Below are 21,813 nucleotides of genomic sequence, written 5' to 3'. Positions count from 1 at the left end.
CTGTTTTTTCCCCAGCGGCCTTGACACCGGTGTCACGATATTGCCTATTGACGCGCGAGAGGCTCCGGCCGCTTAACGACAAGAAAACAAGCTACAGGGATTCAGATGCCGCAGGAAAATACCGCCATCGGACCGGATGGACAGACTGGAAAACCAAGCCGTTACCGCTGGATGATCTGCGGTCTGCTGCTGGCGGCGATCGCCATCAACTATACCCACCGCCAGATGATCGGCATCCTGAAAGACCCGCTTTCAGCCGAGATGGGCTGGACCGAGCAGGGCTATGCCAATATCGTTTTCTGGTTTCAGGCGGCCTATGCCCTGGGTTATGTCGCGTGGGGGCGCATCCTCGACAAGATCGGCGCGCGCATCGGTTATACGCTGGCCTTCGTTCTGTGGACCCTGGCGCACACCCTGACCGGCGCTGTGACCACCAGCCTGCAATTCACCCTCAGCCGCGTGGCGCTCGGCCTCGGCGAATCGGGCAGTTTCCCCTCCAGCCTCAAGGCGGTGACCGAATGGTTCCCGCAGAGGGAACGCGCACTTGCCGCCGGCATCTTCAACGCCGGTTCGAATATCGGCGCCATTATCGCGCCGCTGCTCGTGCCGATGATCGCGCTCGGCGCCGTCAGCCTCAATTTCGGCCATGAAGGCATCACCCTGCCGGGTCTTGGCTGGGGCTGGCGCGGGGCGTTTTACCTGACCGGCGCCGTGTCGCTGATCTGGGCCGTGGTATGGTGGATCGTCTATCGCCGCCCGTCCGAACACCCGAAGGTCAACGCCGCCGAGATGGCGCTGATTCACAGCGACCAGGCCGATACGGTCGAAAAGGTGTCGTGGTTCAAGCTGCTGCTCATCAAGGAAACCTGGGCCTTCGCCCTCGCCAAGTTCCTCACCGATCCGATCTGGTGGCTGTGGCTGTTCTGGCTGCCTGACTTCTTCCAGAAGACCTATGGCCTTGATCTCAAGACCTTCGGCCCGCCTGTCGTCGCCGTCTATCTGCTGTCCGATGTCGGCTCCGTCGCCGGCGGCTGGATGTCGTCCTTCCTGATTAAGCGCGGTTTTTCGGTCAATGTGGCGCGCAAGGCCACGCTGTTCGTCTTCGCCCTGATGGCCCTGCCGGTGCTGCTGGCGCAGAATGTCACCAACCTGTGGGTCGCCGTGCTGATCATCGGCATCGCCGCCGCCGCCCACCAGGCGTTTTCCGCCAATGTCCTCACCCTGCCGTCCGATCTCGTTCCGAAAGCGGCCGTCGGTTCAGTGATCGGTATCGGCGGCATGGCCGGCGCCATCGGCGGCATGTTCTTCTCCAAGTTCGTCGGCTATATTCTCGACAAGACGCACAATTACTCCGCCATCTTCATAATCGCCGCCTTCGCCTATCTCGTCGCCTTCGTCGCCATTCATCTGCTTAGTCCGCACCTGAAGCGCAATGTAACGATTGGACAGTAGCGCTTATTTAAAATGTGTGTATTCCTTTAGGTTCAGGTGACAGTCTCAGGCCGGCGGCATTGAGACTGTCACCTGACAATGCCGCGAAAAAGCGGTAACTACGGAGGGGTATATCGTGTCTATTCGCGCGAGAATTCTGATCCTGGTCGGCTGTTTCGCCCTGATGGCGTTTACCGTCACCGGCCTCGGCCTCCTGACCATCAGCGATTACAACCGCATGATGAAGGACTACGACCACGCCTATGACAGCACCTGGCGCGGCGAACGTTTCAATCATCTGATCAGCAATGTCGTCATGGAGACGCGCGGTATCTATATCGCGGTCGATGACAAACAGCGCGCCGGTTTCCTCCGGAATATGGGTGATGACCTCAACGAGATGGAAACCTTCATTCATCAATGGCAGGTCGACGCCAGGCCGGCCGAAAAAGCGCAGATCGATTCTCTGGCCGCCCAGGCCGCGGGCTTCATCAGCCTGCGCCGCCACGTCATCGATCTGGCGGTCAGCGGTGATGTCGCCGGCGCCGAAGCCCTGAGCACCAGCAACCGGGCCGACCGCATCGGCTTCCAGGTCCAGATGGAGACCCTGGTGCAAAAGACGCGCAAGGACCTGGCCGCCGCCAAGGCCGAGGCCGATCATTTCAACAAACGCCGGGCCAGTGACTTCCTGCTGACCGCCCTGGTCGGCATCGCCATCATCATGGCCCTGTCGCTGTGGATCGTCTCGCACTTCATCACCGATCCGCTGCGCAATCTCGCCTCGGCGATCATCCGGACCTCGAAAGGCGAATACGATCAGGTCATCGAGGAGACGGACGGGCAGGACGAAGTGTCATCGGTGTGGCGCGCCCTGGCCGTGCTCAAGGAACGCGCCCAGGAGGCCGAACGGCTCGCCGCCGCCAAGGCCGCCGAGGAGCACGAAAAAGAGATGAAACTGCGCGAGATTTTGCTGGATTAGGGCCAGAGCGCAATCCGATAAACTGGTCACCACTTTTGGCTTCGCCGAACTTCGATTCGGATAAATTGCGCGGCAAAACAAAAAACCAGAGCAAATGACGATTCTGTCTAAAGTCATTTTGCTCTGGCAATCAGGGCTTATCCACCACCATCTTGCCGATCGGCGCCAGCGCCAGTTGCGCCAGTTGGATATCCTTGAAGGCGAACGGGATGCCGATGATGGTCACCGCCTCGGCAATGGCCGCCAGCACATGCGCCAGGGCGATATACCAGCCGGCGAAGACAAACCAGATGACATTAAGAAAGACACCCAGGCAACCGGTGCCGAGGTCGGCCTCGCCGGTATGCGCCTCGCGGTCAACAATCTGCTTGCCGAACGGCCAGAAAACGAACCCGGCAATCCGCCAGGCCGCGAAGGCCCACGGCAGGCCGACGATCGTGCAGGCCAGGACCAGTCCACCGAACAGCCACAGACAGCCGGCTATGAAGCCGCCAAAGATGAACCAGAGGATGTTGAGCAGAAGTGTCATGTAACCGTCCCGGGCGAAAAGCGCCGGGGTGCAGTATGCCCCACTTTACGCCGGCGTCATGTTAAATTTCCGTCACTTGCCCGCCATCGGCCTGAATTCCGGCGCGGGAACGGGCTACCTGAAATCACGGATACGTGCTATGGACTTGCGAGGGCCGCAGGCATATACTTGGCGGACACTAAAGAGCAGCTTTACGTCCCATACCAATGCTTAGAAAGGCTTTAAATTCGCATTTAACATTGGATTCAGACAAGTTCGATTACTTGCTATTGCGAATGAATAGCCCAAGCAACCGAACCGTACTGTACGGATTTTGGACAGCCCTTTCGCCGGACGCATGGACACAGACACCGAGGCAGACGCCAGATGGCAGACCTGATCAATCTCAACAAGGCCAGAAAAGCCAAGACAAAACAACGCGAAACCGCAAAGGCAGTGGAAAATCGTATTATATACGGCATTTCAACCGATGTTAGAAAACGAGAAAAAGCAAAGCAAAAAAGAGACGCTGAAAAAATCGGCCACAAACTTCTGAATTCCGCCCCTGACAATAAAAAAGGTTGACGACTTATAATAAAAGACCACAGATTAACTTCACTCTATGAGTATGAGGTTAAATAATACCAGAGGTCGTCATGAATAAACTACCCCCCGTGGAACCCAGAGGCCAATCGGGCGTTCCATACTCAACGGAGGCATGTCTTCATGAAATCGGAGGAAAACAATGCCTGGTCTAAAAAAACGTTCCGTAAACCTCGCCGGCCATGCCACATCGGTCGCCCTGGAACCCGAATTCTGGGTGGTTCTGGAAACGATCTCAAAGGATCGCCGAATCAGCCTGGCCGCCTTGATAGCCGAGCTTGACTCGAAGCGGGGAGAGAGCCTGCTGGCCTCTTTCTGCCGCCTGTCAGCGCTCGCCTATGTGCAAAGCAAGGGCACCGCGGCAAAGCGCAAGAAAGCCTCCGAAGCCTGAAAACCCGTCGCCCTCGTCTTCCGCCTGTCGCGGAAAAGTTGAGAACGGCGGTATTTTTAAACTCCGGGGAATAACAAAGTTACGCTAAATGAGGCGTCCGTAACCCGGATATGTCAAGTCCGGGTTACGCGACCGCTTCTCGGCGTTCACTTTTTGTGCCATTTTACAGCCTCAGCGCCATTTCGCACTTGGCGCGGCCCGCAACTGCGATTAACTGAGGGCCATGACCACATCCCCCTCCATAAGCCAGATGGCTGCCGTAAAGCCTGACTTCTTCACCGGCCTCAATCCGGAACAGGAAGCCGCGGTGCGCACCGTGCAAGGCCCCGTTCTGGTGCTGGCCGGCGCCGGCACCGGCAAGACGCGCGTGCTGACCACCCGCATCGCCCATATTCTGGCGCAAGGCCTGGCGCGACCCTGGGAAATCCTCTGTGTCACCTTTACCAACAAGGCCGCGCGTGAAATGCGCGAGCGGGCGCAGAAGCTGATCGGCGCCTCGGCCGAGGGCCTGCAAAATCTCGGCACCTTCCATTCGATCGCCGCGCAAATATTGCGCCGCCACGCCGATCTGGTCGGGCTGAAATCGAGCTTCACCATTCTCGACGATGACGATCAGGTGCGCCTGCTGAAAGCGATTTTCGAGCAGGAGAGCATCGACCAGAAGCGCTACACGCCGAAATCCTTCGCCTGGCATATCGACCAGTGGAAGAACAAGGGCCTGACGCCGGACAAGGTGCGAAATGATGAAGGGGCGGAATTCGCCGGCAATCGCGGCGTCAAGCTTTACCAGATGTATCAGGACCGCCTGCGCATCCTCAATGCCTGCGATTTCGGCGACCTGCTGCTGCACAATCTCGACATCCTGACGAAACACCCGGATATTCTCGAAACCTATCACCGCAAGTTCAAATATATCCTGGTCGATGAATATCAGGATACCAATGTGGCGCAGTATCTCTGGCTGCGCCTGCTGACCAATGCCGATCGCAACTTGTGCTGCGTCGGCGATGATGACCAGTCAATCTATGGCTGGCGCGGCGCCGAGGTTGATAACATCCTGAAATTCGAACGCGATTATCCCGGCGCCAAGGTCATCCGGCTGGAACGCAATTACCGCTCGACCGAGCATATCCTGGCCGCGGCCGCAGGCCTGATCAAGGCCAATACCGCCCGTCTCGGCAAGACGTTGTTCACCGATCAAAAAGGCGGCGACAAGGTGCAGGTCCAGGGGCTGTGGGATGGCGCCGCCGAAGCGCAGTTCGTCGCCGAGGACATGGAGCGCCAGCACAAGGGCACGCGAGATGCCGATCCGCGCAAATGGTCGGATATGGCTGTGCTGGTGCGCGCCTCCTTCCAGATGCGGGCGTTTGAAGAACGCTTCGTCATGCTGCAAATCCCCTATACGGTGGTCGGCGGCCCGCGCTTCTTCGAGCGCGCCGAAATCCGTGACGCCATCGCCTATCTGCGCCTGATCCAGTCGCCCGACGATGATCTGGCCTTCGAGCGCATCATCAATGTGCCCAAGCGCGGCATCGGCGACGCCACGGTGCAAAAGCTGCTGCAACAGGCGCGACTGGCCGGGGTTTCGGTGATGACCGCCGTGCGCGACCTGATCCAGACCGACGAACTGCCGACGCGCGCCAAAACCCCGCTGGTCGGCTTCATGCGCGATTTCACCCGCTGGCTCGACCTCAGCAAGGACGCGCAAGCCAATGTCCTGCTTGACACCATCCTGACCGACGCAGGCTATTACGACATGCAGCGCGCCGACAAGACCTCCGGCCAGACGCGCCTCGACAACCTTAAAGAGTTGAGCGACTCGATGGCCGCCTTCGACGATCTGTCGGCCTTCCTCGAACACGTCTCGCTCGTGATGGACCTGGAACGTGATAATGGCGGCGACAGCGTACGCCTGATGACCCTCCACGCCGCCAAGGGGCTGGAATTCCCCGTCGTCTACCTGCCGGGCTGGGAAGAAGGCATCTTCCCGTCGCAGCGGTCGATGGATGAGGGCGGGCTGAAGTCTCTCGAAGAAGAGCGCCGGCTGGCCTATGTCGGCATCACCCGCGCCCGTGAAATGGCCCGGATCAGCTTCGTCGCCAACCGTCAGGTCTATGGCCGCTGGACCAACCAGATTCCCTCGCGGTTTGTCGATGAACTGCCGATTGAAAACGTCGAGGCCACCTCGCAGACCGGTTATGCCTCGCAGGGCTGGCAATCGCAGCAAAGCCGCTGGGATCGCGCCGGTTACGAGCCGAACTACACCAAGAAGGCGGCCGCGCCCGCCTATGGCGGCGATCTGGCCGGGGTCGATATGCGCCGGCTGGAGCCGAAAGCCCGGCCGACGCCCCATCGTCAGCCCGCACCCGTCAAGGCCTCAGCCAAGCATTTCACCCTCGGCGAGCGCGTCTTCCATATGAAGTTTGGCTATGGTCTGATCGTCGAGATCGAAGGCAACAAGCTTATCGTTAATTTTGAGACCTCCGGTGATAAAAAGGTCATAGACAGCTTCGTTGAGCGGGCATAAGGAAGAGGTTTGCACCTGCGAAGACGGTACCGGGGGGTACGTCGCTTGCGGGAGCAACGGAGACCCTGAATGCCCGATTCCCAAGATCATGGCGCCAAAAAGCCTGCCCCTCCCCGCTTCCTACTCTTTGAATATTCCGAACTGAACCCGGCCATGCGCGCCGACCCGCACGCGCTGTTCGATCCGCAGCGTCGCGAACGCCCGGTCGAGCACGACGGCATGATCCCGGCCATGCTGATCAGCGCCTATGGCGTCGGCCGCGAAAGCCTGATGGACCGTTCGCTGTCGCGTAATTTCGATGACGCCGCGCCGGAAAATCCGGTTATCGCCAACGTCCGCCGGCTGAACGCGGCCATGGCCGCCGAGTTCGGCAAGCACGATTCCATACTGACGCTCGACGATCCGGATCACGGCCGGGTGCGCGGCATCGTCGCCGAAGCCTTCCTGAAACGCGCCGCCGGGGTGCAAGGTCTGGTCGCCCGCATCATCGACGAACAGATCGATACCCTGGCCGGACGCGACAGCTTCGATGCGATCCATGACTACGCCGGCCAGATTCCCATCCGGGTGCTCGGCACCTTGCTGGGTTCGCCGCCGGAGATGTTCGCGTCGCTGAAAGTCTGGACCGAGGCGGGGCAACTGGCTTTCGATCCCACCAAGTCCGCCGAGCAGGAAAAGCTGGCGCTGGAGGGCCGCCGTGGAATATTGAGCCACTTCAAGGGCCTGATGGAAGCGCGCCGCAACGCACCACGGGATGATCTGGTCAGCGATCTGCTGGCGGCGCAGGCCAGCGGCGCCGAGATCGACGACAACGAAATCCTGTTCAACCTGTTCGCTCTGCTGGTGGCCGGCCACCTGACCACGGCCGACCTGATCGGCAACGGCATCTACCTGCTGCTCACCCATGATGACGCCCGCCGGGCCATCCTGGAAGACCCGAAGCGGATCAATGGCGCCATTGAGGAAATTCTGCGTTATGAGCCGCCGATCTCGTTCTCGGCGCGCTTCGCCAAGGCCGACGGGGCTGCTGGCGGCTGCCCCTATCACAAGGGCGACGCCCTCGTAGTCAGCCTGATCGCCGCCAACCGTGACGAAGACCGCATCGATGATCCGCATCGTTTCGACATCACCCGCCGTCCCAATCCGCACCTGTCGTTTGGCGCCGGCGCGCATATCTGCATCGGCGCGCCTTTGGCCCGTATCGAGGGCCAGACGGCGATTTTGAAGCTGCTGGAACGCTTCCCCAACCTGCGCAAAGCCGATGACAGCCCGCCCGACTGGCGCGTGGTTCCCGGCGTGCGCGGACTGGCGAAACTGGATGTGGCGACTTGATTTTTAAACGGTTCGGGCAGATATTGATCAAATGAACATGCCGCTTGTCCAGAAAACCGCGCCTTCAAAGCGCCGCCCCAAAAACGGAACGCGCAAGTCCGAAGTGCTGGGCGTTACCAAAGATGGTGTGAAGATCCTGAAACCGGCGCGGGCGCCGACCAATTTCACGATCGAGGAAGTGCGCGAAGCCGTTGCGCGAGCGTTGGGTAAAAGCATCTGATCAATGAATTCCGAGGACGTTTTTATAAATTGTCCGTTTTCGGATGACTACGACTCCTATTTCAAAGCCATTCTGTTCACCGTCATCCGCAGCGGCTTCAATCCCCGTTGTGCGCGTGAGGATGATGACGGAGGTGACGTCCGGTTTGAGAAAATCTGCCGCATCATCGAAGACTGCAAATACGGCATCCATGACATTTCCAAGACGGAGCTTGACGCCGCATCAGGCCTGCCCCGCTTCAACATGCCCCTGGAACTCGGCCTGTTCCTAGGCGCCAGGAAATATGGCGATGCTGAGCAGATTCTCAAAAAGACGATCATTTTCGACCGTGATCCACATCGCTACCAGCAATTCATGTCAGATATTTCGGGACAGGATATACACGCCCACAATAATGATATCCCCCAGCTTATTATCGGCGTAGCGGCGTGGCTTCGCCGCGCTTCCAAACGAAAAACCGTTCCCGGCGGAACGGCGATCGCCGACGAATATGCGGTTTTCATGCAGAACCTGCCGATCATGCTCGCGGCAAGGCAGATGCAACCGGAAGACCTGACCTATGACGACGACATTACCTTTATCGCGGAATGGCTGGTGAAAAACGCATGACGCTTTTCAAAATCGTGGCCCTGTCTTTGCTGACCATCGCCCTGCCCTGCCTTCCCGTTCATGCCGCCGAAGCCGAATGGCGAGCGGCCGATCCACAAAATGTGCTGGTCATCGACACCGAAAAGGGTCGCCTCTTCATTGAGCTGCATCCGGAAATCGCGCCGAAAGCCGTCGAGCGGGTCAAGCGGCTGGCGAGGCGCGGCACCTATGACGGTTTGAAATTCCACCGCGTCATCCCCGGCTTCGTGGCCCAGACCGGCAACCCGAACAACCATGACAGCAGCAAGACCGAACTGCCCAACCTGACGCCGGAGTTCCGCTTCCGGCTCAATGCCGCCATGCCGCATACCGTTGTAGCGCGACCGGCGGGCCTCAATGAAGGCTTCATGGGCGCCCTGCCCTATATCTCGGTCGATGAAACGCGCATGGCCGCCAACCCCGATCAGGCCGTCCACGCCTGGGCCACGCACTGCACGGGCACGATGGGCATGGGCCGTGACGATACACCGACCAATTCCGCCAATTCGGAAATCTATTTCATGCTGGCGCCAACCCAACGGCTGGATCACGAATATACCCTGCTCGGTCAGGTGATTGCCGGCGGTGATATCCTGCAATCACTGACCATCGGCGAGCCGCCGGCGCATCCGGATTCGATGATCCGCGTGCAGGTGCTGGCCGATATGCCAAAGGCGCCGCGTATCGAAATCCTCAAGACGGACAGCTCGGCCTTTGCCACTTTGGCGGCACAAAAGCGCGAGGAAAAAGGCGCCGATTTCTCGATCTGCGACATCACCGTGCCGGCGCGGGTGATCCCGTGACCGACTGGATTATTTCCGGCAAGGTCCGGGCGCGGGAAACCGCTGACGGCATCGAGATCGTGATCGATGGCCTGACCACCCAGGCGAAATATTACAAGCCGCTGGTCTATGAGTTCTTCCGCAAGGAATGGCGCGGTTCAAGGCCTGCCTGGGGCGATTACGCCGTCGAAATCCGCATGGAGCATATCGGCGACCCGCCGTGGATGGATCTCGACAACCTCGCCAAGGCCCTGCTCGACGCCATCAAGGGCTTTGTCTTTCATGATGATTCACAGGTGGCCCGCCTGCTGGTCGAGCGCCATCCCGGCGAACGCGAACAGATCCATATCCGGGTCTACGCCATCAGGCGCTGATCACCCGCTTCCGATCTACCACGACCAAGGTTCGAGCGCGCCCCAGATGGTCAGGATGAAGATGTAGAACAGCCAGTAGAGCAGCATCAGGCCATGCGCCACCTTCTGCCACACCGGCCAGTCGTCCCCGTAACGGCCGCGGCCGCTATAGACGAGATAATAGGTCGCCACCTGATAAACCGTGCCGAGCATCGCCACAAAGGCCAGCGCCGAAGCCAGCCGCACCTGACCATTCGGCCAGTGGGTGAACAGGTCGCCGGGGTTATCCGCCAGCGCGGTACGCCAGGTGTGGAAGATGAAGATCGCCGCCAGCCACACCAGCGACAGGCAGGCCGAAATCACGGTGGCGCGGCCCTGCTCCTCGGTCGGGTGCTCGTTGCGGCCCGGTCCCTTGGCCAGCATGATCCACACGAAAATACAGGTAGCGATCATGATGGCCGTCAGCAGGGTCACGACCGATGGATTATACCACCAGCCGACCCGCTCATACCTGGCCACATTGGTGGCCGTCTCGAAGCCGGAGACTTTCGTGCCGTCGGCATTGAACAGAAAATGCAGGCCGCCGGTATCCGCCGCCGGACCGGGATCTTCGGCATCCTGCTGCGTGAAGAAACCGGTCGCCGAGGCCGGCACAAAGGCTGACAGGCCGTTCTGCGTGCTGAGGATCAGGCGGCCGTCGCCGTCAATGCTGACATCCGCCGTATTGAGCAGACGGGTGACCGCGCCTTCCAGACCGCCATAGGCGCGACGGGACGAGACATATTGCCCTTCGATGGCCTTGTAATAGTCGCGATGTTGGGCGTAGGCGTTCGCCAGTGACGGCATCAGCGGCGGCTTGACCATATCGCCGTTCAGGTGATCAAGCAGCAGGTTCGGGTAACTGGCGGTCAGAGGCCCGCCGGTTTGCGTATTGGCGCCGATGAAGATGCCCAGGTTCATTTCCGGCACGATGATCATGTTGGCGTTGAACCACAGGGTCGCGCCGCCATGACCGTAGGTGGTGAAACCCGCCGGCGCCTCGCGCACCATCAGGCCCGACGCCCAGCCATTATAACCTTCGGGCATTTTCAGCAGTGGCTGGCGGAAGGCGCTGGCGGAATCGGCATTGAAAAGCTGGATGCCGTCGATCTGGCCATTGCCCAGCATCATGGCCATCAGCCGCGCCATATCCTGCGCCGTCGAGGAGGCGCCGAGCGCGCCGGAAAGCGGAATGGCATGTTCGAAGGGCTGCGCTTCGTAGGTGGCACCATCCCAGACGAAGCCGTCGGACAGGTCCTGCGTCAGGCCTGCTGACAGGGGCGCCGGCAGATTCTCCAGATCTAGCGCCTGCGGACTGTAGGGTTCGCGCAGGGAGGTGTGGTTCATCCCCAGCGGCTGGAAGACGCGCGTTTCCATCAGGGTCGGCACGTCCTTCGCCCGCGCCGTCTGCTGCAAAGCGCGGGCGGCCAGGGCGGCGCCAAAATTGGAATAGGAGGCGAATTCGCCCGGTTCACGCACGCGCTTTGGCCGGTGAACACGGAAATAACTATCCGCGCCGGTCAGGTGCGATCCGTTGAGCTGGAACAGGTGGCCGAGGCTGGTATCTTCATACCCACTGGTGTGGCCCATCAGATTGCGCAGGGTAATCGGCTTGAAGCGGCGGTCCTCGCTATAGACATCCGCCGGCAGGTAGCTGCCGATCGAGGCGTCCATTTTCACGCGCCCGGCCTCCAGTTCCTGACGGGCCACGATCCAGGTGAAGGTCTTGGTCACCGAGCCGATACGAAAGAGCGAATTATTGGGGTCGACCCGGCGCACCGGCGACAGGCGATCATAACCATAGCCCTTGAGCAGCAGCGGGGTATTGCCCTGCACGACGGCGACCGTGACGCCCAGTACATGATCGCGCTGCATCAGGGTGCGCACCACCGAGTCGGTGAAGGTTTCGATATCCTCGGCGCTGATCGGCGTCGCGGCTGTGCGTGGCGGCAAGGCGGATGCCGCCACCATCGGTGTAGCCGGCTTCGCCTCGGCGCCGGGAAGCGCCGTCTGGTAACCAATCGGGCCATCCGCCGGAACAACCGGCGGCGGGGTGATCGGGAGGGCGACCGGCTTTGGTTTCGGACGCGGCCTTTTCGACGCCGACACGCTGGAAGACGCTGCATCGGACACCGGCGTCGGGACGTAGGGCTTGAGTTCGGGGATTGGCGCGGCGGTGGTTTCCGGTTCGGGCGCTTTTACCTCAGCTACGGGGGGCGTGGACTGGGTGATCGCAGGCCCGGCGGAGACGCAGAACAGACCGAGCGCCAGCATCACAGCCAGGCGCTTGCCCGTCATCCTGAACCTGTGAGCGAAACCCCGAAAAGCCATCTTCGATTCCATCCCGAAACGCATACGTCTGTTATGCGAATTTAGGCGATTCTGGCAGCGGGCGTAGCCTCTTTTTTCGACCGGACGCTTTATTTCTTGCGGAACTGATCCAGCGACACGATCTTGGGGGCATCGCCATCGGGTTCAGGCGGCTTTTCATCGGTCGCGGCGCTCTTTTTGGCGCGCTCGGCCGAGGGCGCCAGTTCGGTGACGATATCGCCGATTGTCTCGCCTTCGTCGATATCCTGGGTCAGGGCCGCCGGATCATCGACCTCGAATTCCAGCATGAACTGGGCATGCGGATCGTGGAAACGCGTGATGGCGTTATAGGGCACGGTCAGAATCTTGGGCGCGCCGCCAAAGGTCAGGGTGACGCGGAAGAAATCATCCGTCACACGCAGGTCGCGGAACTGGTGCTGCAACACGATGGTGATGTCATAGGGATAGCGCGCCAGCAGGTCGGGCGGCACCGAAACGCCGGGGGCGCGGGTCAGGAAGGTGATGTAGAAATGGTGCTCGCCGGGCAGGCCATCTACCGAGGCGGCGCGCAACAGGCCCTGCTTGATCACACCGCGCAGAGCGTTCTGGGTCAGGTTGGCGTAATCCATCTGGTCGATGATCAGTTGATCTTCGGACATAAGCAAGGGGCCTTTACGAGCGATATTGTGCAGTGCCCGCAGACTTAGCATGGCCGCACAGAAACGAAACAGCAAATTGCCGTGAAAAGCGACATTTCTATAAAGACCATAGTTTTTATATGGAAAACGGGGTGCTCGGTAGCCATTCCTTAACCCTGATAGCGGATGCCTCATTACCGTTAAGCCTGAACAGTTGAGCCTGAATATGCGTATCGAAGCGTTTGAAAACCGCCTGGCCTTTGCCCAAATCACCCCTGCCGATACGATGCGGCTTGCCGAGGTCTGGGAAACCCTCTCCCCGCACCTGCCACGCATCATGCAAGCCTTTTACGCCCATGTCATCACCGAACCACGACTGGCGGCCATGATCGGCACGCATGAAGACCGCCTGCAATCGGCGCAGATACAACACTGGAAGACCCTCTTCACCGATGGCTTCTCACCGCGTTATTTCGAGACGGCCCATCGCATCGGCCGCACCCATCACCGCATCGGGCTGGAACCGCGCTGGTATATCGCCGGTTATCAGTTCGTCCTCGATCATCTGGTGGACGTCCTGACCCGCGCTTATCGCTTCCGGCCGCAAAAACTGGTCCAGGCCCTCGCCGCCGTCAACAAGGCGGTATTTCTCGATCTCGACATCGCCCTTTCAACCTACCAGCAGGCCGGTGAAGACGTCCTGCTGCAAAGGAGCCGCGCCACCGAGGCCGCCATCAACGGTTTTCGGGCACAATTCGAACAGGTCACCGAGGCGATCGGCACCCATTCAGACGCCTTGCAGGCCACCTCGCACGATCTCGGCCAGATCGTTGAAAGCGCCGGGGAAAGCGCCCGCGCCGTCACCCACTCCGCCACCCGCTCTTCGCAGGATTCCGCCTCCGTCGCCGCCGCTTCTGAAGAACTCACGCGCTCGATTCAGGAAATCAGCGGCCGCATCATCGACGCCTCCCAGGGCATCCGCAACGTCGTCGGCATGGCCGGTATATCTTCGGCCGAAATGGCGCACCTGTCCGAGGCCGTCACGCGGATCGGCGACATTCTTGGCCTGATCCAGAACATCGCCAGCCAGACCAACCTGCTGGCGCTCAACGCCACCATCGAAGCCGCCCGCGCCGGTGAGGCCGGTCGCGGATTCGCCGTGGTCGCCAGCGAGGTTAAGGCCCTGGCCAGCGAAACGGCGCGCGCCACCACCGAGATCGGGCGTCACATTCAGGAAATCCAGACCTCGACCGACCGCGCCAACGCCTCGATCCATGACATGGTGGACGCCATCACACAGGTGGAGGGTTCGACCACGCAGGTGGCCATGGCCATGGACCAGCAAAGTGCCGCTACCCTCGAAATATCAGGCAATATCCAGAACGTATCGGATGCCGCCGCATCGCTTTCCGGGCATATCACCACGCTCGACACCGCCGTGGACCGCATCCGCTCGGCGTCGACACAGGTGGATGGCTCCGCCGGCCACCTCAATGCCAGTTCGGACGACCTGCGCAAGCATGTCGAGGCCTTCTTCGAAAACCTGCGCGCGTCATGATTTCGCTCACGGCGCATGGCGCCTCCGCGAGGGCGGCGAAACGTCGCCAACGATCCGCCGATCGCTGAAAAATTAAAATAAAGGCCCAAAAAATTTTCCGAAATGCGATGACTAATCGCGTTTCGGCAAGTGCGACTGCGCGCCGGCGACGTTTCGCCGTACTTCACATTCATAAAATGAAGGTGCTGGCCTTCTGTTGCAAGGCGGCCAACACTCCACATTAAGGTCGGAAGCGCCTGAACACATGAAGGCGTAGGTGGGAAGCTTCTGTTGCAAGGCGCTTCCCGGGCCCCGCCTGAGAGGCTTATTTCCCAGGAGTTGTAGGCTGGATTAACCAGACTGCATTACGCAGCGATGGCTTGATCCGAAGCGAAGTTATCGTTCGCAGTTAAAAAATGAGGCGATCACAGAGCCTCACACTGAGGGAAAGCTTCACCTTTACACGCCTGTCGATGCTGATCGGCCCCATAGTTCCCTAAGCCTGGGAGAGATGGTGGAGCCGCCGGGAATCGCACCCGGGTCCAGTTCGCTTATTACGTGGGCGTTTATCCCCATAGTCGGACCGAAACCCGACACTCTCAATATAGGCGCACCCGGCGGCCAAGGGAAGAGACGACGTAACAAAATCGTCCTTATCGAATTTTTGTCACAGACCCGTGAAGTCGCGGGGCAAATTTATATGACCTCCACTAGCGTGCCCCCATCAGATTTAGCTGAGGAACTCCACCATGACCCGATCAACCCATTTACGCGCCGCAGCTGCCTGCGGTCTCATTTTCGCTGTTTCGCTCGGCGGTCTCGCCGCCTGTAGCAAATCCACCACCGACAAGGTTGAGGACGCCACCGCCAGCGTCGTTTCCGACGCGTCTGCCGGCATCAGCAGCATTGGCGCCGATATGGACGCCAGCAAGACGCAGGATTTCGTCACCAAGGCGGCCATCGCCAATATGTTCGAGATCAAGACCAGCGAACAGGCGGTCAAGACCTCCAAGAACGCCGATGTCCTGGCCTTCGCCAAGATGATGATCAAGGACCACACCGCCGCCGGCAAGAAATTTGAGACCGCCGCCGCCGCCACCTCCGGCCTGACGCCGCCGGCGGCCCTGGACGACGATCACCAGAAGAAGCTCGATGACCTGGCCGCCAAGACCGGCACCGATTTCGACAAGGCCTATGTCGATATCCAGCAAAGCGCCCATGCCGATGCGGTCAGCCTGTTTGACGACTATGCGAAGAACGGCAAGGATACGGCCCTGCAAACCTTCGCCACCGACACTCTGCCGACGCTCCAGGCCCATAAGGACAAGATCGACGCCTTCAAGGAATAGGCGCCGACAGGCAACAGAATTGAAAGGCCCGCCTCCCAAACCGGAGGCGGGCCTTGTTATGCCAGCAGGGGATATCTGAAAAACGTTTGATTTGTTACAAATTTTAAGCCTTGCAGCCTTGAAATTTATCTTGCGGCGGGACTAAACACCTAAAGTCCTGGCGTGATCAGAAGAAGCCAAGTTTCCCCGGCGCGTAAGACACCAGCAGGTTCTTGGTCTGCTGGTAGTGGTCCAGCATCATCTTGTGGGTTTCACGGCCGATGCCCGACTGCTTGTAGCCGCCGAAGGCCGCACCGGCCGGATAGGCGTGATAGCAGTTGGTCCAGACACGACCGGCCTGGATGCCGCGGCCGGCGCGGTAGGCCGTGTTCATGTCCCGCGTCCAGACGCCGGCGCCCAGACCATAGACCGTGTCATTGGCGATCTCGATGGCCTCTTCCACCGTCTTGAAGGTCGTGACCGAGACCACCGGCCCGAAGATTTCCTCCTGGAAGACGCGCATCTTGTTGTGGCCCTCGAAGATGGTCGGCTTGATATAGAAGCCGTTATCGAGGTCGCCGCCAAGACGGCTGGCCTCGCCGCCGGTCAGGACTTTCGCGCCTTCGTTGCGGCCGATCTCCAGATATTTCAGGATCTTGTCATACTGCTGCTGGCTGGCCTGGGCGCCGATCATGGTGCCGGTATCGAGCGGATCGCCCTGGGTGATAGCCTCGACGCGCTTGATGGCGCGCTCCATGAAGCGGTCATAGATCGATTCCTGCACCAGGGCGCGCGACGGACAGGTGCAGACCTCGCCCTGGTTCAGCGCGAAGAAGGCGAAGCCCTCCATCGCCTTGTCGAGGAAAGCGTCATCTTCGGCCATGACGTCGGCGAAGAAGATGTTCGGCGACTTGCCGCCCAGTTCCAGCGTGATGTTGGTGACGTTGTCGGCGGCATAGCGCATGATCTCCTTGCCGACGGCGGTCGAGCCGGTGAAGGCGATCTTGGCGATGCGCGGGCTGCGGGCCAGGGGCGCGCCGGCTTCCAGCCCGGTGCCGGAAACGATATTGAGCACACCCGGCGGCAGCAGGTCGTGGATCAGTTCCATGACGACGAGGATCGAAGCCGGGGTCTGTTCGGCGGGCTTCAGGATGACGCAGTTGCCGGCGGCGAGCGCGGGCGCCAGCTTCCAGGCGGCCATCAGGATCGGGAAATTCCACGGGATGATCTGGCCAACCACGCCCAGCGGCTCATGGAAATGATAGGCGACCGTGTCATTGTCCAGTTCGCCGATCGAGCCTTCCTGCGCCCGGATGCAGCCGGCGAAATAGCGGAAATGGTCGATGGCCAGCGGAATATCGGCCGCCGTGGTTTCGCGCAGCGGCTTGCCGTTGTCCCAGGTCTCGGCCTCGGCGACCAGCGCGAGATTGTCCTCAATGCGCTGGGCGATCTGGAGCAGGATATTGGAACGTTCGGTCACTGAGGTGCGGCCCCAGTTTTCGCGGGCGCGGTGCGCGGCGTCAAGCGCCAGTTCGATATCTTCGGCCGAAGAGCGCGGCACTTCGCAGATCTTGCGGCCATTGACCGGCGAGGTGTTGTCCATGTAGCGGCCGTTCACCGGTTCGATCCACTGACCGCCGATATAGTTGCCGTAGCGTGTCTTGAAGGGGGCGCCGGCCTCGATGATGCGCTCGAATTTGGTCATGTTGGGTCTCCTTGCCTGTTCATTTGGTTAAGCCAAGGCTGCGCGCCTGTGCGGTGCAGCAACAAGCGCCATACGGCTCTCGGCACACCCGCAGACCGGCTTTTGAAGCGGTTTTACGGTGGCCTGTCGCGCGGCACGACAGGATTTCCGCCCCTGTCGCAGTTTGCGACACCACCGGCGGGTTTCGCATCAAAACTGCCGTGAAAGCGGCGAATGCGCTTGCATCATCAGGCCAAAGGGTTTTCTCTTTCCCTAAAGACAGGGAGTAGAGTTGACCGCTGCCGATCCATCGCAAATCCAGAAAGCCCGCGAGGTCTTCTTCGCGCGCAAGGGCCTGCCTGTCGATCAGATCGGTCATTCCATCCTGCGCTCATGGATACGCTGCGCCGACATGGGGCTGGACGAACGCGCCCTGCCGGCCATAGACGCCCCCACGGCGTCCGAAATCCGCCTGCTGCATGAAAAGCACGAGGCTCTGCGCCGCATTTCGCGCCCCGAACTGGACGCCCTCTATTCCGAAGCGCGCGAAATCTCCGGCATTGTCATCCTGACCAATGCGAAGGGCGAAATCCTCGACGCCGTCGGCGATCCCGGCTTTGCCGACAAGGCGGCCCAGGTGGCGCTCAGGCCCGGCATCTTATGGAGCGAGGACGGCACCGGCACCAATGCCATCGGCACCGCCCTGGCCGAACGCCGCGCCGTGGTCGTCAATGGCGGTGAACACTATTTCCAGAGCCATCAGGTGCTGACCTGTTCGGCCACGCCGATCATCGATCCGCGCGGCGCCACGCTCGGCGTGCTCGATATCTCGGTACCGGCCACCCAGCAGAGCGGTCATGTGCTCGGCATGGTGCGCATGGCGGTGGAGCAGATCGAGCACCGCCTGTTCCGTAACGGTTTCGATGGCTGCCGCACCCTGCGCTTCCAGACCGACCCCAACCTGCTCGGCGCCGCCCGCGAAGGCATACTGGTGCTGAAGGACGGCATTGTGGTCGCCGCCAATCGGCGTGGTCTTTCGCTGGTGGGGCGTAACTGGGACGGCATCGACCAGACCCATATCGAAGAAATTTTCGACATCCGCGCCGCACACCTCGCCTCCGGACGGTTGAAGGGGCAAGACGGCCGCGAATTCTTCGCCCAGTTCGAAGGCGAAAGCGCGGGGCCGACCTTGAGCACGGCCCCGCAGCAGAGCCTGGAGGATATCGAGCTTTCCAGCATCCGCCAGGCGCTGGAAGCTCACGGCGGCAATGTCAGCGCCGCCGCCCGCCACCTCGGCATCCACCGCAGCACCATCTATCGCCGCATTCACGGCGTGTAGGCGGACCTCCAAATTTCTTCATGAAAGTTGGCAAGGGCGCAATTTCTTTCGAAAACATTGGCCGCCGCGCACGTTTGCGCGTAAGCCCGCGTGGTGCCTGAGCATTTTTACCTCCAAATTTCTCCTGAAATTTGGCAAGGGCGACCGCCCGCCGCGCATGTTTGCACGTAAGCCCGCGTGGCGCTTGAGCGCATAAAATGTCGCTTCGACGGTTACATCTCATTCATGAACCCCTTTTAATTTGATTTCGGGGGGGGCTTCCTTCACTTTAGCGTCAAGTTCGATCGCTACAGATCGATGTTTCCGGCTTCGGCGCACCATAAAAGCCTTGCTCTGACGCGCTTTTCCGCAAACGCGGCCCATAAACGCGACATTGAGCAGGACAAACGCCGTGGCCTTTGGAGGTTTAGTATGCGTACCCATATTATCTATCCGGCGATAGGCGCCGCCAGCATCATGGCCCTGCTGATCGCCACCGGCGCCGCCGCCCAGTTGCGCCTGGTCAGCGACGGCCCTCAGATTGAACTGCGCGACATGGTGGCCCGTGTCGTCGTGACGCCGGAAGACCGCAGCGATATCGATATCCGCGTCCGCTACGGCAGCGTGAAAGTGCCGACCCTGATGGTGTCGCAACGCGGCAGCACAACCGTTCTGAACGGCCATATGAATTCAGCCAGCCAGACGCCGCATTTCAATTTCCGCATCAATGTCAATGACGAGGACATGGTTTCCGTCCGGAATGGCAAGGTGCACATCTCCGGCGTCGGCCTGGTGAATATCTCCGACCTGCCGCTGGTCTTCGTTCGTGTGCCCGCCAATGCGGTGATCAAGGATTCCGCCTATACCTTCGGCCGCGTCGCCCCCAGCAAAAGCCTGGACTTCATCATGAACGGCAGCGGCGAATGGGCCATAGAGCCGGTGGCCGGCCCGCTCAATATCATCAACAGCGGGTCCGGCGCGATCTCCGTCGCCAGCGCCGGCGACAGCATTGTCGACAATATGGGGTCCGGCGACATCAATCTCGGCGCCGTGCGCAATCTCCAGGCCGTCCTGACCGGTTCCGGCAATTTCAATGTCGCGCAAAGCAACAACACTGTGCTGCAAAATCAGGGCGCCGGCGATGTCAGCATCAAGCGCAGCGGCGCCCTGAAGGTTCAGCTCAACGGTTCGGGCGACCTGTCGCTTGGCGATGTCATGGGCGGCCTGAGCGTCGTCAATAACGGCTCCAGCGACATATCGGTGCAGCGCGTCGGCGGGCCGGTCAATCTCGACATTTCGGGGTCGGGCGATGTCTCCATCGCCGGCGGGCAGGTGCCGGCCTTTGTGCTGCGCGGTTCCGGGTCGGGCGATGTCGATTTCGGCGGCGTCACCCACACGGTCAATGTCGACACCAACGGCTCCGGTGATGTCAACATCATGAAAGCCACCGGCGCGGTCGTCACCAAGGTGGTCGGCTCCGGCGAAATGCACATCGGGCATTAAAATTGCCGTCTATCCCCCGTGGATACGGACGCACCGTAAGGGCCGGGCGGCCTTTTTTGAGAATCCATCCCCGCCACAGGTGAGCGGTGCAAGCTACAGGCATGACCTGCACAGACACGCACCCTCACCGCTTCGACCTGCGCCGCCGCGCCGATCGCCTGATCTCCGCCCTCGACGCCGTACCCGCACCGCAAACCCTGCCTGACATAATGCGCGCCGCCCGCGCCCTGATGATCATCGACCGCCTGCTCAGTCAGTTATGGAGGATGCCGACGGCCAAATCCGCACGACAGCCCGTAGCCGAGGTCTGCGACGCGCCGCCGGCGGACTCATTGTCAGATGACGCCGGCAGGGCCAGGCCCCCTGTCATGGCGGTCACACCACCGCTAAATCGCCATCAGCGCCGGCTGCAAGCCGCGCAGGATCGCAGCGCCCGCCCGGATGCGGACGCTCATCCCCGCCGCGAGACCGGCTGACGGCGGGTTCTGCGAAATTTGAGGCCCAAACATCACCCGGAACGCCAGGTGCGACAGCCTGCCGCACATATTTTATCCGAAATTACCACATAAAATTCGGAAATTTTCCGAACGCACGACACCACACGCATAGCTCTTGTTGCGCCGCACAATAAAATTCAAATATTAACGTTTTGTAATTTTAACATATTGAATTTGTTCGATTATTACATCTCATTCATGACATCGTATTAATTTGAACTATGCACGTGGAGGGCGCATATGAGGGTCATCGAAGCAAATCTAAAGGAGATTTCAACCATGACTGCCCAGCTCTACACCGCCACCGCCCTCGCCGCCGGCACCCTCTTCATGATCGCCGCCCTGCTCACCGTCGGCCAGTTCTAACCCCCATTTTTGAAAGGATCATTCCAATGACCAATACCTACGTTCCCGTCGCCGCCGCTTCCGCCCTCGCCGCCCTGACCCTGTTCATGGTCATAGCCCTTGCCACCGTCGGCATGTAAGTCGCTCTTCAAAAAAGGAAACTCACACATGTCCCTCTCGATCCCCGCCGTCTCCGGCCTCGCCGCCTTCACCCTGTTTATGCTTGTCGCCCTGCTGAGCCTCGGCCACTAAGCTCTTAAGTCTGCCTAGCGTAAAATAAGGCGCGGAGAGTCCAGCTCCCGCGCCTATTTCTTTGTCTACTTCTTGAGTTTCAATGTTTTCCAACAAGCGGCGCGCTCTCCGCAATTCGATCAATTTCCGCCTCAATTTCCCGAACGGACTGGGGCATACCGGCATTCAGCCCTGAGTAATCAACCAAGCACTTCTTGCGCTCAGCATCTGCCACGCAAACATCAACAAACACCTGATCTGTCCAGCTAACCGCGTATTTATCCTGTAACTTCCAAAAGCCGCGTGTATCGATATAGCTATAGAGCTTGGCCACTGCGCCCGGATCGATCCGGTAATGTTTTTCCCCGACATACGCCGTTTGTCCGTGACCGATAAAAATCACCGTTCCATCACCGTAAAGCGTCACGTCGTAAGCAGGGCATGGCCCCAGGCAGGCGCCGCGCTTCAAAGTAATAACGATGTCCGACGACGCCTTGGAGGCTACAACACCATGTGCGCAACCTGAAAGAAAACCTGTCGCTAAAGCCGCCGAAAACAAACCTGCTGCGAACCGCCCCATAACGCCTCCCCTTTTTGTTGAACATATCCATAGGGATATACAGCACGCAA

General features: G+C 60.1%; 22 protein-coding genes and 1 other RNA gene. 16 read left to right on the top strand and 7 right to left on the bottom strand.

Annotation, left to right across the window (positions count from 1 at the left end):
- Nucleotides 1–105 precede the first annotated feature (105 nt).
- Complete coding sequence (locus tag VL130_RS07855) at nucleotides 106–1,452, top strand: MFS transporter (protein ID WP_325362209.1); 1,347 nt, start codon at nucleotides 106–108, stop codon at nucleotides 1,450–1,452.
- A 115-nt stretch (nucleotides 1,453–1,567) separates the two neighbouring features.
- A complete protein-coding gene (locus VL130_RS07850) occupies nucleotides 1,568–2,410 on the top strand; it encodes a HAMP domain-containing protein (protein WP_325362208.1) in 843 nt (280 codons plus the stop codon).
- 130 nt (nucleotides 2,411–2,540) lie between these two features.
- Here VL130_RS07850 and VL130_RS07845 read toward each other — a convergent pair whose 3' ends face one another.
- Entirely contained in the window at nucleotides 2,541–2,939 is a 399-nt protein-coding gene (locus tag VL130_RS07845; RefSeq protein WP_325362207.1) for a YccF domain-containing protein, read from the bottom strand.
- Between the two features lie 366 nt (nucleotides 2,940–3,305).
- On the opposite strand from VL130_RS07845, the gene VL130_RS07840 reads away from it, so the two are divergent.
- The 8 genes from VL130_RS07840 to VL130_RS07805 all read left to right on the top strand — a co-directional run bounded on the left by VL130_RS07840 (nucleotide 3,306) and on the right by VL130_RS07805 (nucleotide 9,774).
- Nucleotides 3,306–3,503, top strand: a complete 198-nt coding sequence (locus VL130_RS07840) for a DUF4169 family protein (RefSeq protein WP_325362206.1) — start codon at nucleotides 3,306–3,308, stop codon at nucleotides 3,501–3,503.
- A 160-nt stretch (nucleotides 3,504–3,663) separates the two neighbouring features.
- On the top strand, nucleotides 3,664–3,912 hold the full coding sequence (locus tag VL130_RS07835; protein ID WP_325362205.1) for a ribbon-helix-helix domain-containing protein: 249 nt from the start codon (nucleotides 3,664–3,666) through the stop codon (nucleotides 3,910–3,912).
- A 223-nt stretch (nucleotides 3,913–4,135) separates the two neighbouring features.
- Nucleotides 4,136–6,439: an ATP-dependent helicase gene (locus VL130_RS07830; protein ID WP_325362204.1), complete on the top strand. Its 2,304-nt coding sequence runs from the start codon at nucleotides 4,136–4,138 to the stop codon at nucleotides 6,437–6,439.
- 69 nt (nucleotides 6,440–6,508) lie between these two features.
- The gene (locus VL130_RS07825; RefSeq protein ID WP_325362203.1) at nucleotides 6,509–7,771 is read left to right on the top strand and encodes a cytochrome P450; all 1,263 of its coding nucleotides are present in this window, start codon (nucleotides 6,509–6,511) and stop codon (nucleotides 7,769–7,771) included.
- A gap of 31 nt (nucleotides 7,772–7,802) precedes the next feature.
- On the top strand, nucleotides 7,803–7,991 hold the full coding sequence (locus VL130_RS07820) for a hypothetical protein (protein ID WP_325362202.1): 189 nt from the start codon (nucleotides 7,803–7,805) through the stop codon (nucleotides 7,989–7,991).
- Nucleotides 7,992–7,994: 3 nt separating this feature from the next.
- Entirely contained in the window at nucleotides 7,995–8,600 is a 606-nt protein-coding gene (locus VL130_RS07815) for a hypothetical protein (protein ID WP_325362201.1), read from the top strand.
- Entirely contained in the window at nucleotides 8,597–9,421 is an 825-nt protein-coding gene (locus VL130_RS07810) for a peptidylprolyl isomerase (RefSeq protein WP_325362199.1), read from the top strand. The genes VL130_RS07815 and VL130_RS07810 overlap by 4 nt, the downstream gene beginning before the upstream one ends.
- The gene (locus tag VL130_RS07805; protein WP_325362198.1) at nucleotides 9,418–9,774 is read left to right on the top strand and encodes a RusA family crossover junction endodeoxyribonuclease; all 357 of its coding nucleotides are present in this window, start codon (nucleotides 9,418–9,420) and stop codon (nucleotides 9,772–9,774) included. Before VL130_RS07810 ends, VL130_RS07805 begins: the two co-directional genes overlap by 4 nt.
- A gap of 15 nt (nucleotides 9,775–9,789) precedes the next feature.
- On the opposite strand, the gene VL130_RS07800 is transcribed toward VL130_RS07805, so the two are convergent.
- Both VL130_RS07800 and VL130_RS07795 read right to left on the bottom strand, forming a co-directional pair.
- Nucleotides 9,790–12,123, bottom strand: coding sequence for a serine hydrolase (locus VL130_RS07800; protein ID WP_325362197.1), 2,334 nt, complete (start codon nucleotides 12,121–12,123; stop codon nucleotides 9,790–9,792).
- An 89-nt stretch (nucleotides 12,124–12,212) separates the two neighbouring features.
- The gene (locus tag VL130_RS07795) at nucleotides 12,213–12,761 is read right to left on the bottom strand and encodes an SspB family protein (RefSeq protein ID WP_325362196.1); all 549 of its coding nucleotides are present in this window, start codon (nucleotides 12,759–12,761) and stop codon (nucleotides 12,213–12,215) included.
- A gap of 205 nt (nucleotides 12,762–12,966) precedes the next feature.
- Between VL130_RS07795 and VL130_RS07790 the strand changes: the two genes are divergently transcribed.
- A complete protein-coding gene (locus tag VL130_RS07790; RefSeq protein ID WP_325362195.1) occupies nucleotides 12,967–14,298 on the top strand; it encodes a globin-coupled sensor protein in 1,332 nt (443 codons plus the stop codon).
- A 255-nt stretch (nucleotides 14,299–14,553) separates the two neighbouring features.
- Here the strand turns inward: VL130_RS07790 and ssrA are convergent.
- Nucleotides 14,554–14,911, bottom strand: a transfer-messenger RNA (tmRNA) gene (ssrA, locus tag VL130_RS07785).
- Nucleotides 14,912–15,026: 115 nt separating this feature from the next.
- Here ssrA and VL130_RS07780 point away from each other — a divergent pair.
- Nucleotides 15,027–15,626: a DUF4142 domain-containing protein gene (locus VL130_RS07780; RefSeq protein WP_325362194.1), complete on the top strand. Its 600-nt coding sequence runs from the start codon at nucleotides 15,027–15,029 to the stop codon at nucleotides 15,624–15,626.
- Nucleotides 15,627–15,792: 166 nt separating this feature from the next.
- On the opposite strand, the gene VL130_RS07775 is transcribed toward VL130_RS07780, so the two are convergent.
- Nucleotides 15,793–17,310, bottom strand: a complete 1,518-nt coding sequence (locus VL130_RS07775) for an aldehyde dehydrogenase family protein (protein WP_325362193.1) — start codon at nucleotides 17,308–17,310, stop codon at nucleotides 15,793–15,795.
- Nucleotides 17,311–17,581: 271 nt separating this feature from the next.
- Here VL130_RS07775 and VL130_RS07770 point away from each other — a divergent pair, with 271 nt between their 5' ends.
- A complete protein-coding gene (locus VL130_RS07770) occupies nucleotides 17,582–18,628 on the top strand; it encodes a sigma-54-dependent Fis family transcriptional regulator (RefSeq protein WP_325362192.1) in 1,047 nt (348 codons plus the stop codon).
- A gap of 219 nt (nucleotides 18,629–18,847) precedes the next feature.
- Here the strand turns inward: VL130_RS07770 and VL130_RS07765 are convergent, their stop codons facing one another.
- Nucleotides 18,848–19,051 (bottom strand): hypothetical protein, encoded by a 204-nt coding sequence (locus VL130_RS07765; protein WP_325362191.1) that lies wholly within the window; start codon nucleotides 19,049–19,051, stop codon nucleotides 18,848–18,850.
- Between VL130_RS07765 and VL130_RS07760 the strand changes: the two genes are divergently transcribed.
- From VL130_RS07760 to VL130_RS07750, 3 genes are all read left to right on the top strand, one after another.
- Nucleotides 19,040–20,110, top strand: a complete 1,071-nt coding sequence (locus tag VL130_RS07760) for a GIN domain-containing protein (protein WP_325362189.1) — start codon at nucleotides 19,040–19,042, stop codon at nucleotides 20,108–20,110. The genes VL130_RS07765 and VL130_RS07760 overlap by 12 nt on opposite strands.
- 101 nt (nucleotides 20,111–20,211) lie before the next feature.
- The gene (locus VL130_RS07755) at nucleotides 20,212–20,586 is read left to right on the top strand and encodes a hypothetical protein (RefSeq protein WP_325362188.1); all 375 of its coding nucleotides are present in this window, start codon (nucleotides 20,212–20,214) and stop codon (nucleotides 20,584–20,586) included.
- Between the two features lie 261 nt (nucleotides 20,587–20,847).
- On the top strand, nucleotides 20,848–20,973 hold the full coding sequence (locus tag VL130_RS07750; protein WP_325362187.1) for a hypothetical protein: 126 nt from the start codon (nucleotides 20,848–20,850) through the stop codon (nucleotides 20,971–20,973).
- A 310-nt stretch (nucleotides 20,974–21,283) separates the two neighbouring features.
- On the opposite strand, the gene VL130_RS07745 is transcribed toward VL130_RS07750, so the two are convergent.
- On the bottom strand, nucleotides 21,284–21,763 hold the full coding sequence (locus VL130_RS07745; protein ID WP_325362186.1) for a DUF6438 domain-containing protein: 480 nt from the start codon (nucleotides 21,761–21,763) through the stop codon (nucleotides 21,284–21,286).
- Between the last annotated feature and the right edge of the window lie 50 nt (nucleotides 21,764–21,813).

It is taken from the genome of Asticcacaulis sp., from assembly GCF_035497195.1.
GTDB lineage: Bacteria > Pseudomonadota > Alphaproteobacteria > Caulobacterales > Caulobacteraceae > Asticcacaulis.
This window is presented reverse-complemented; position numbering and strand designations above follow the sequence as displayed.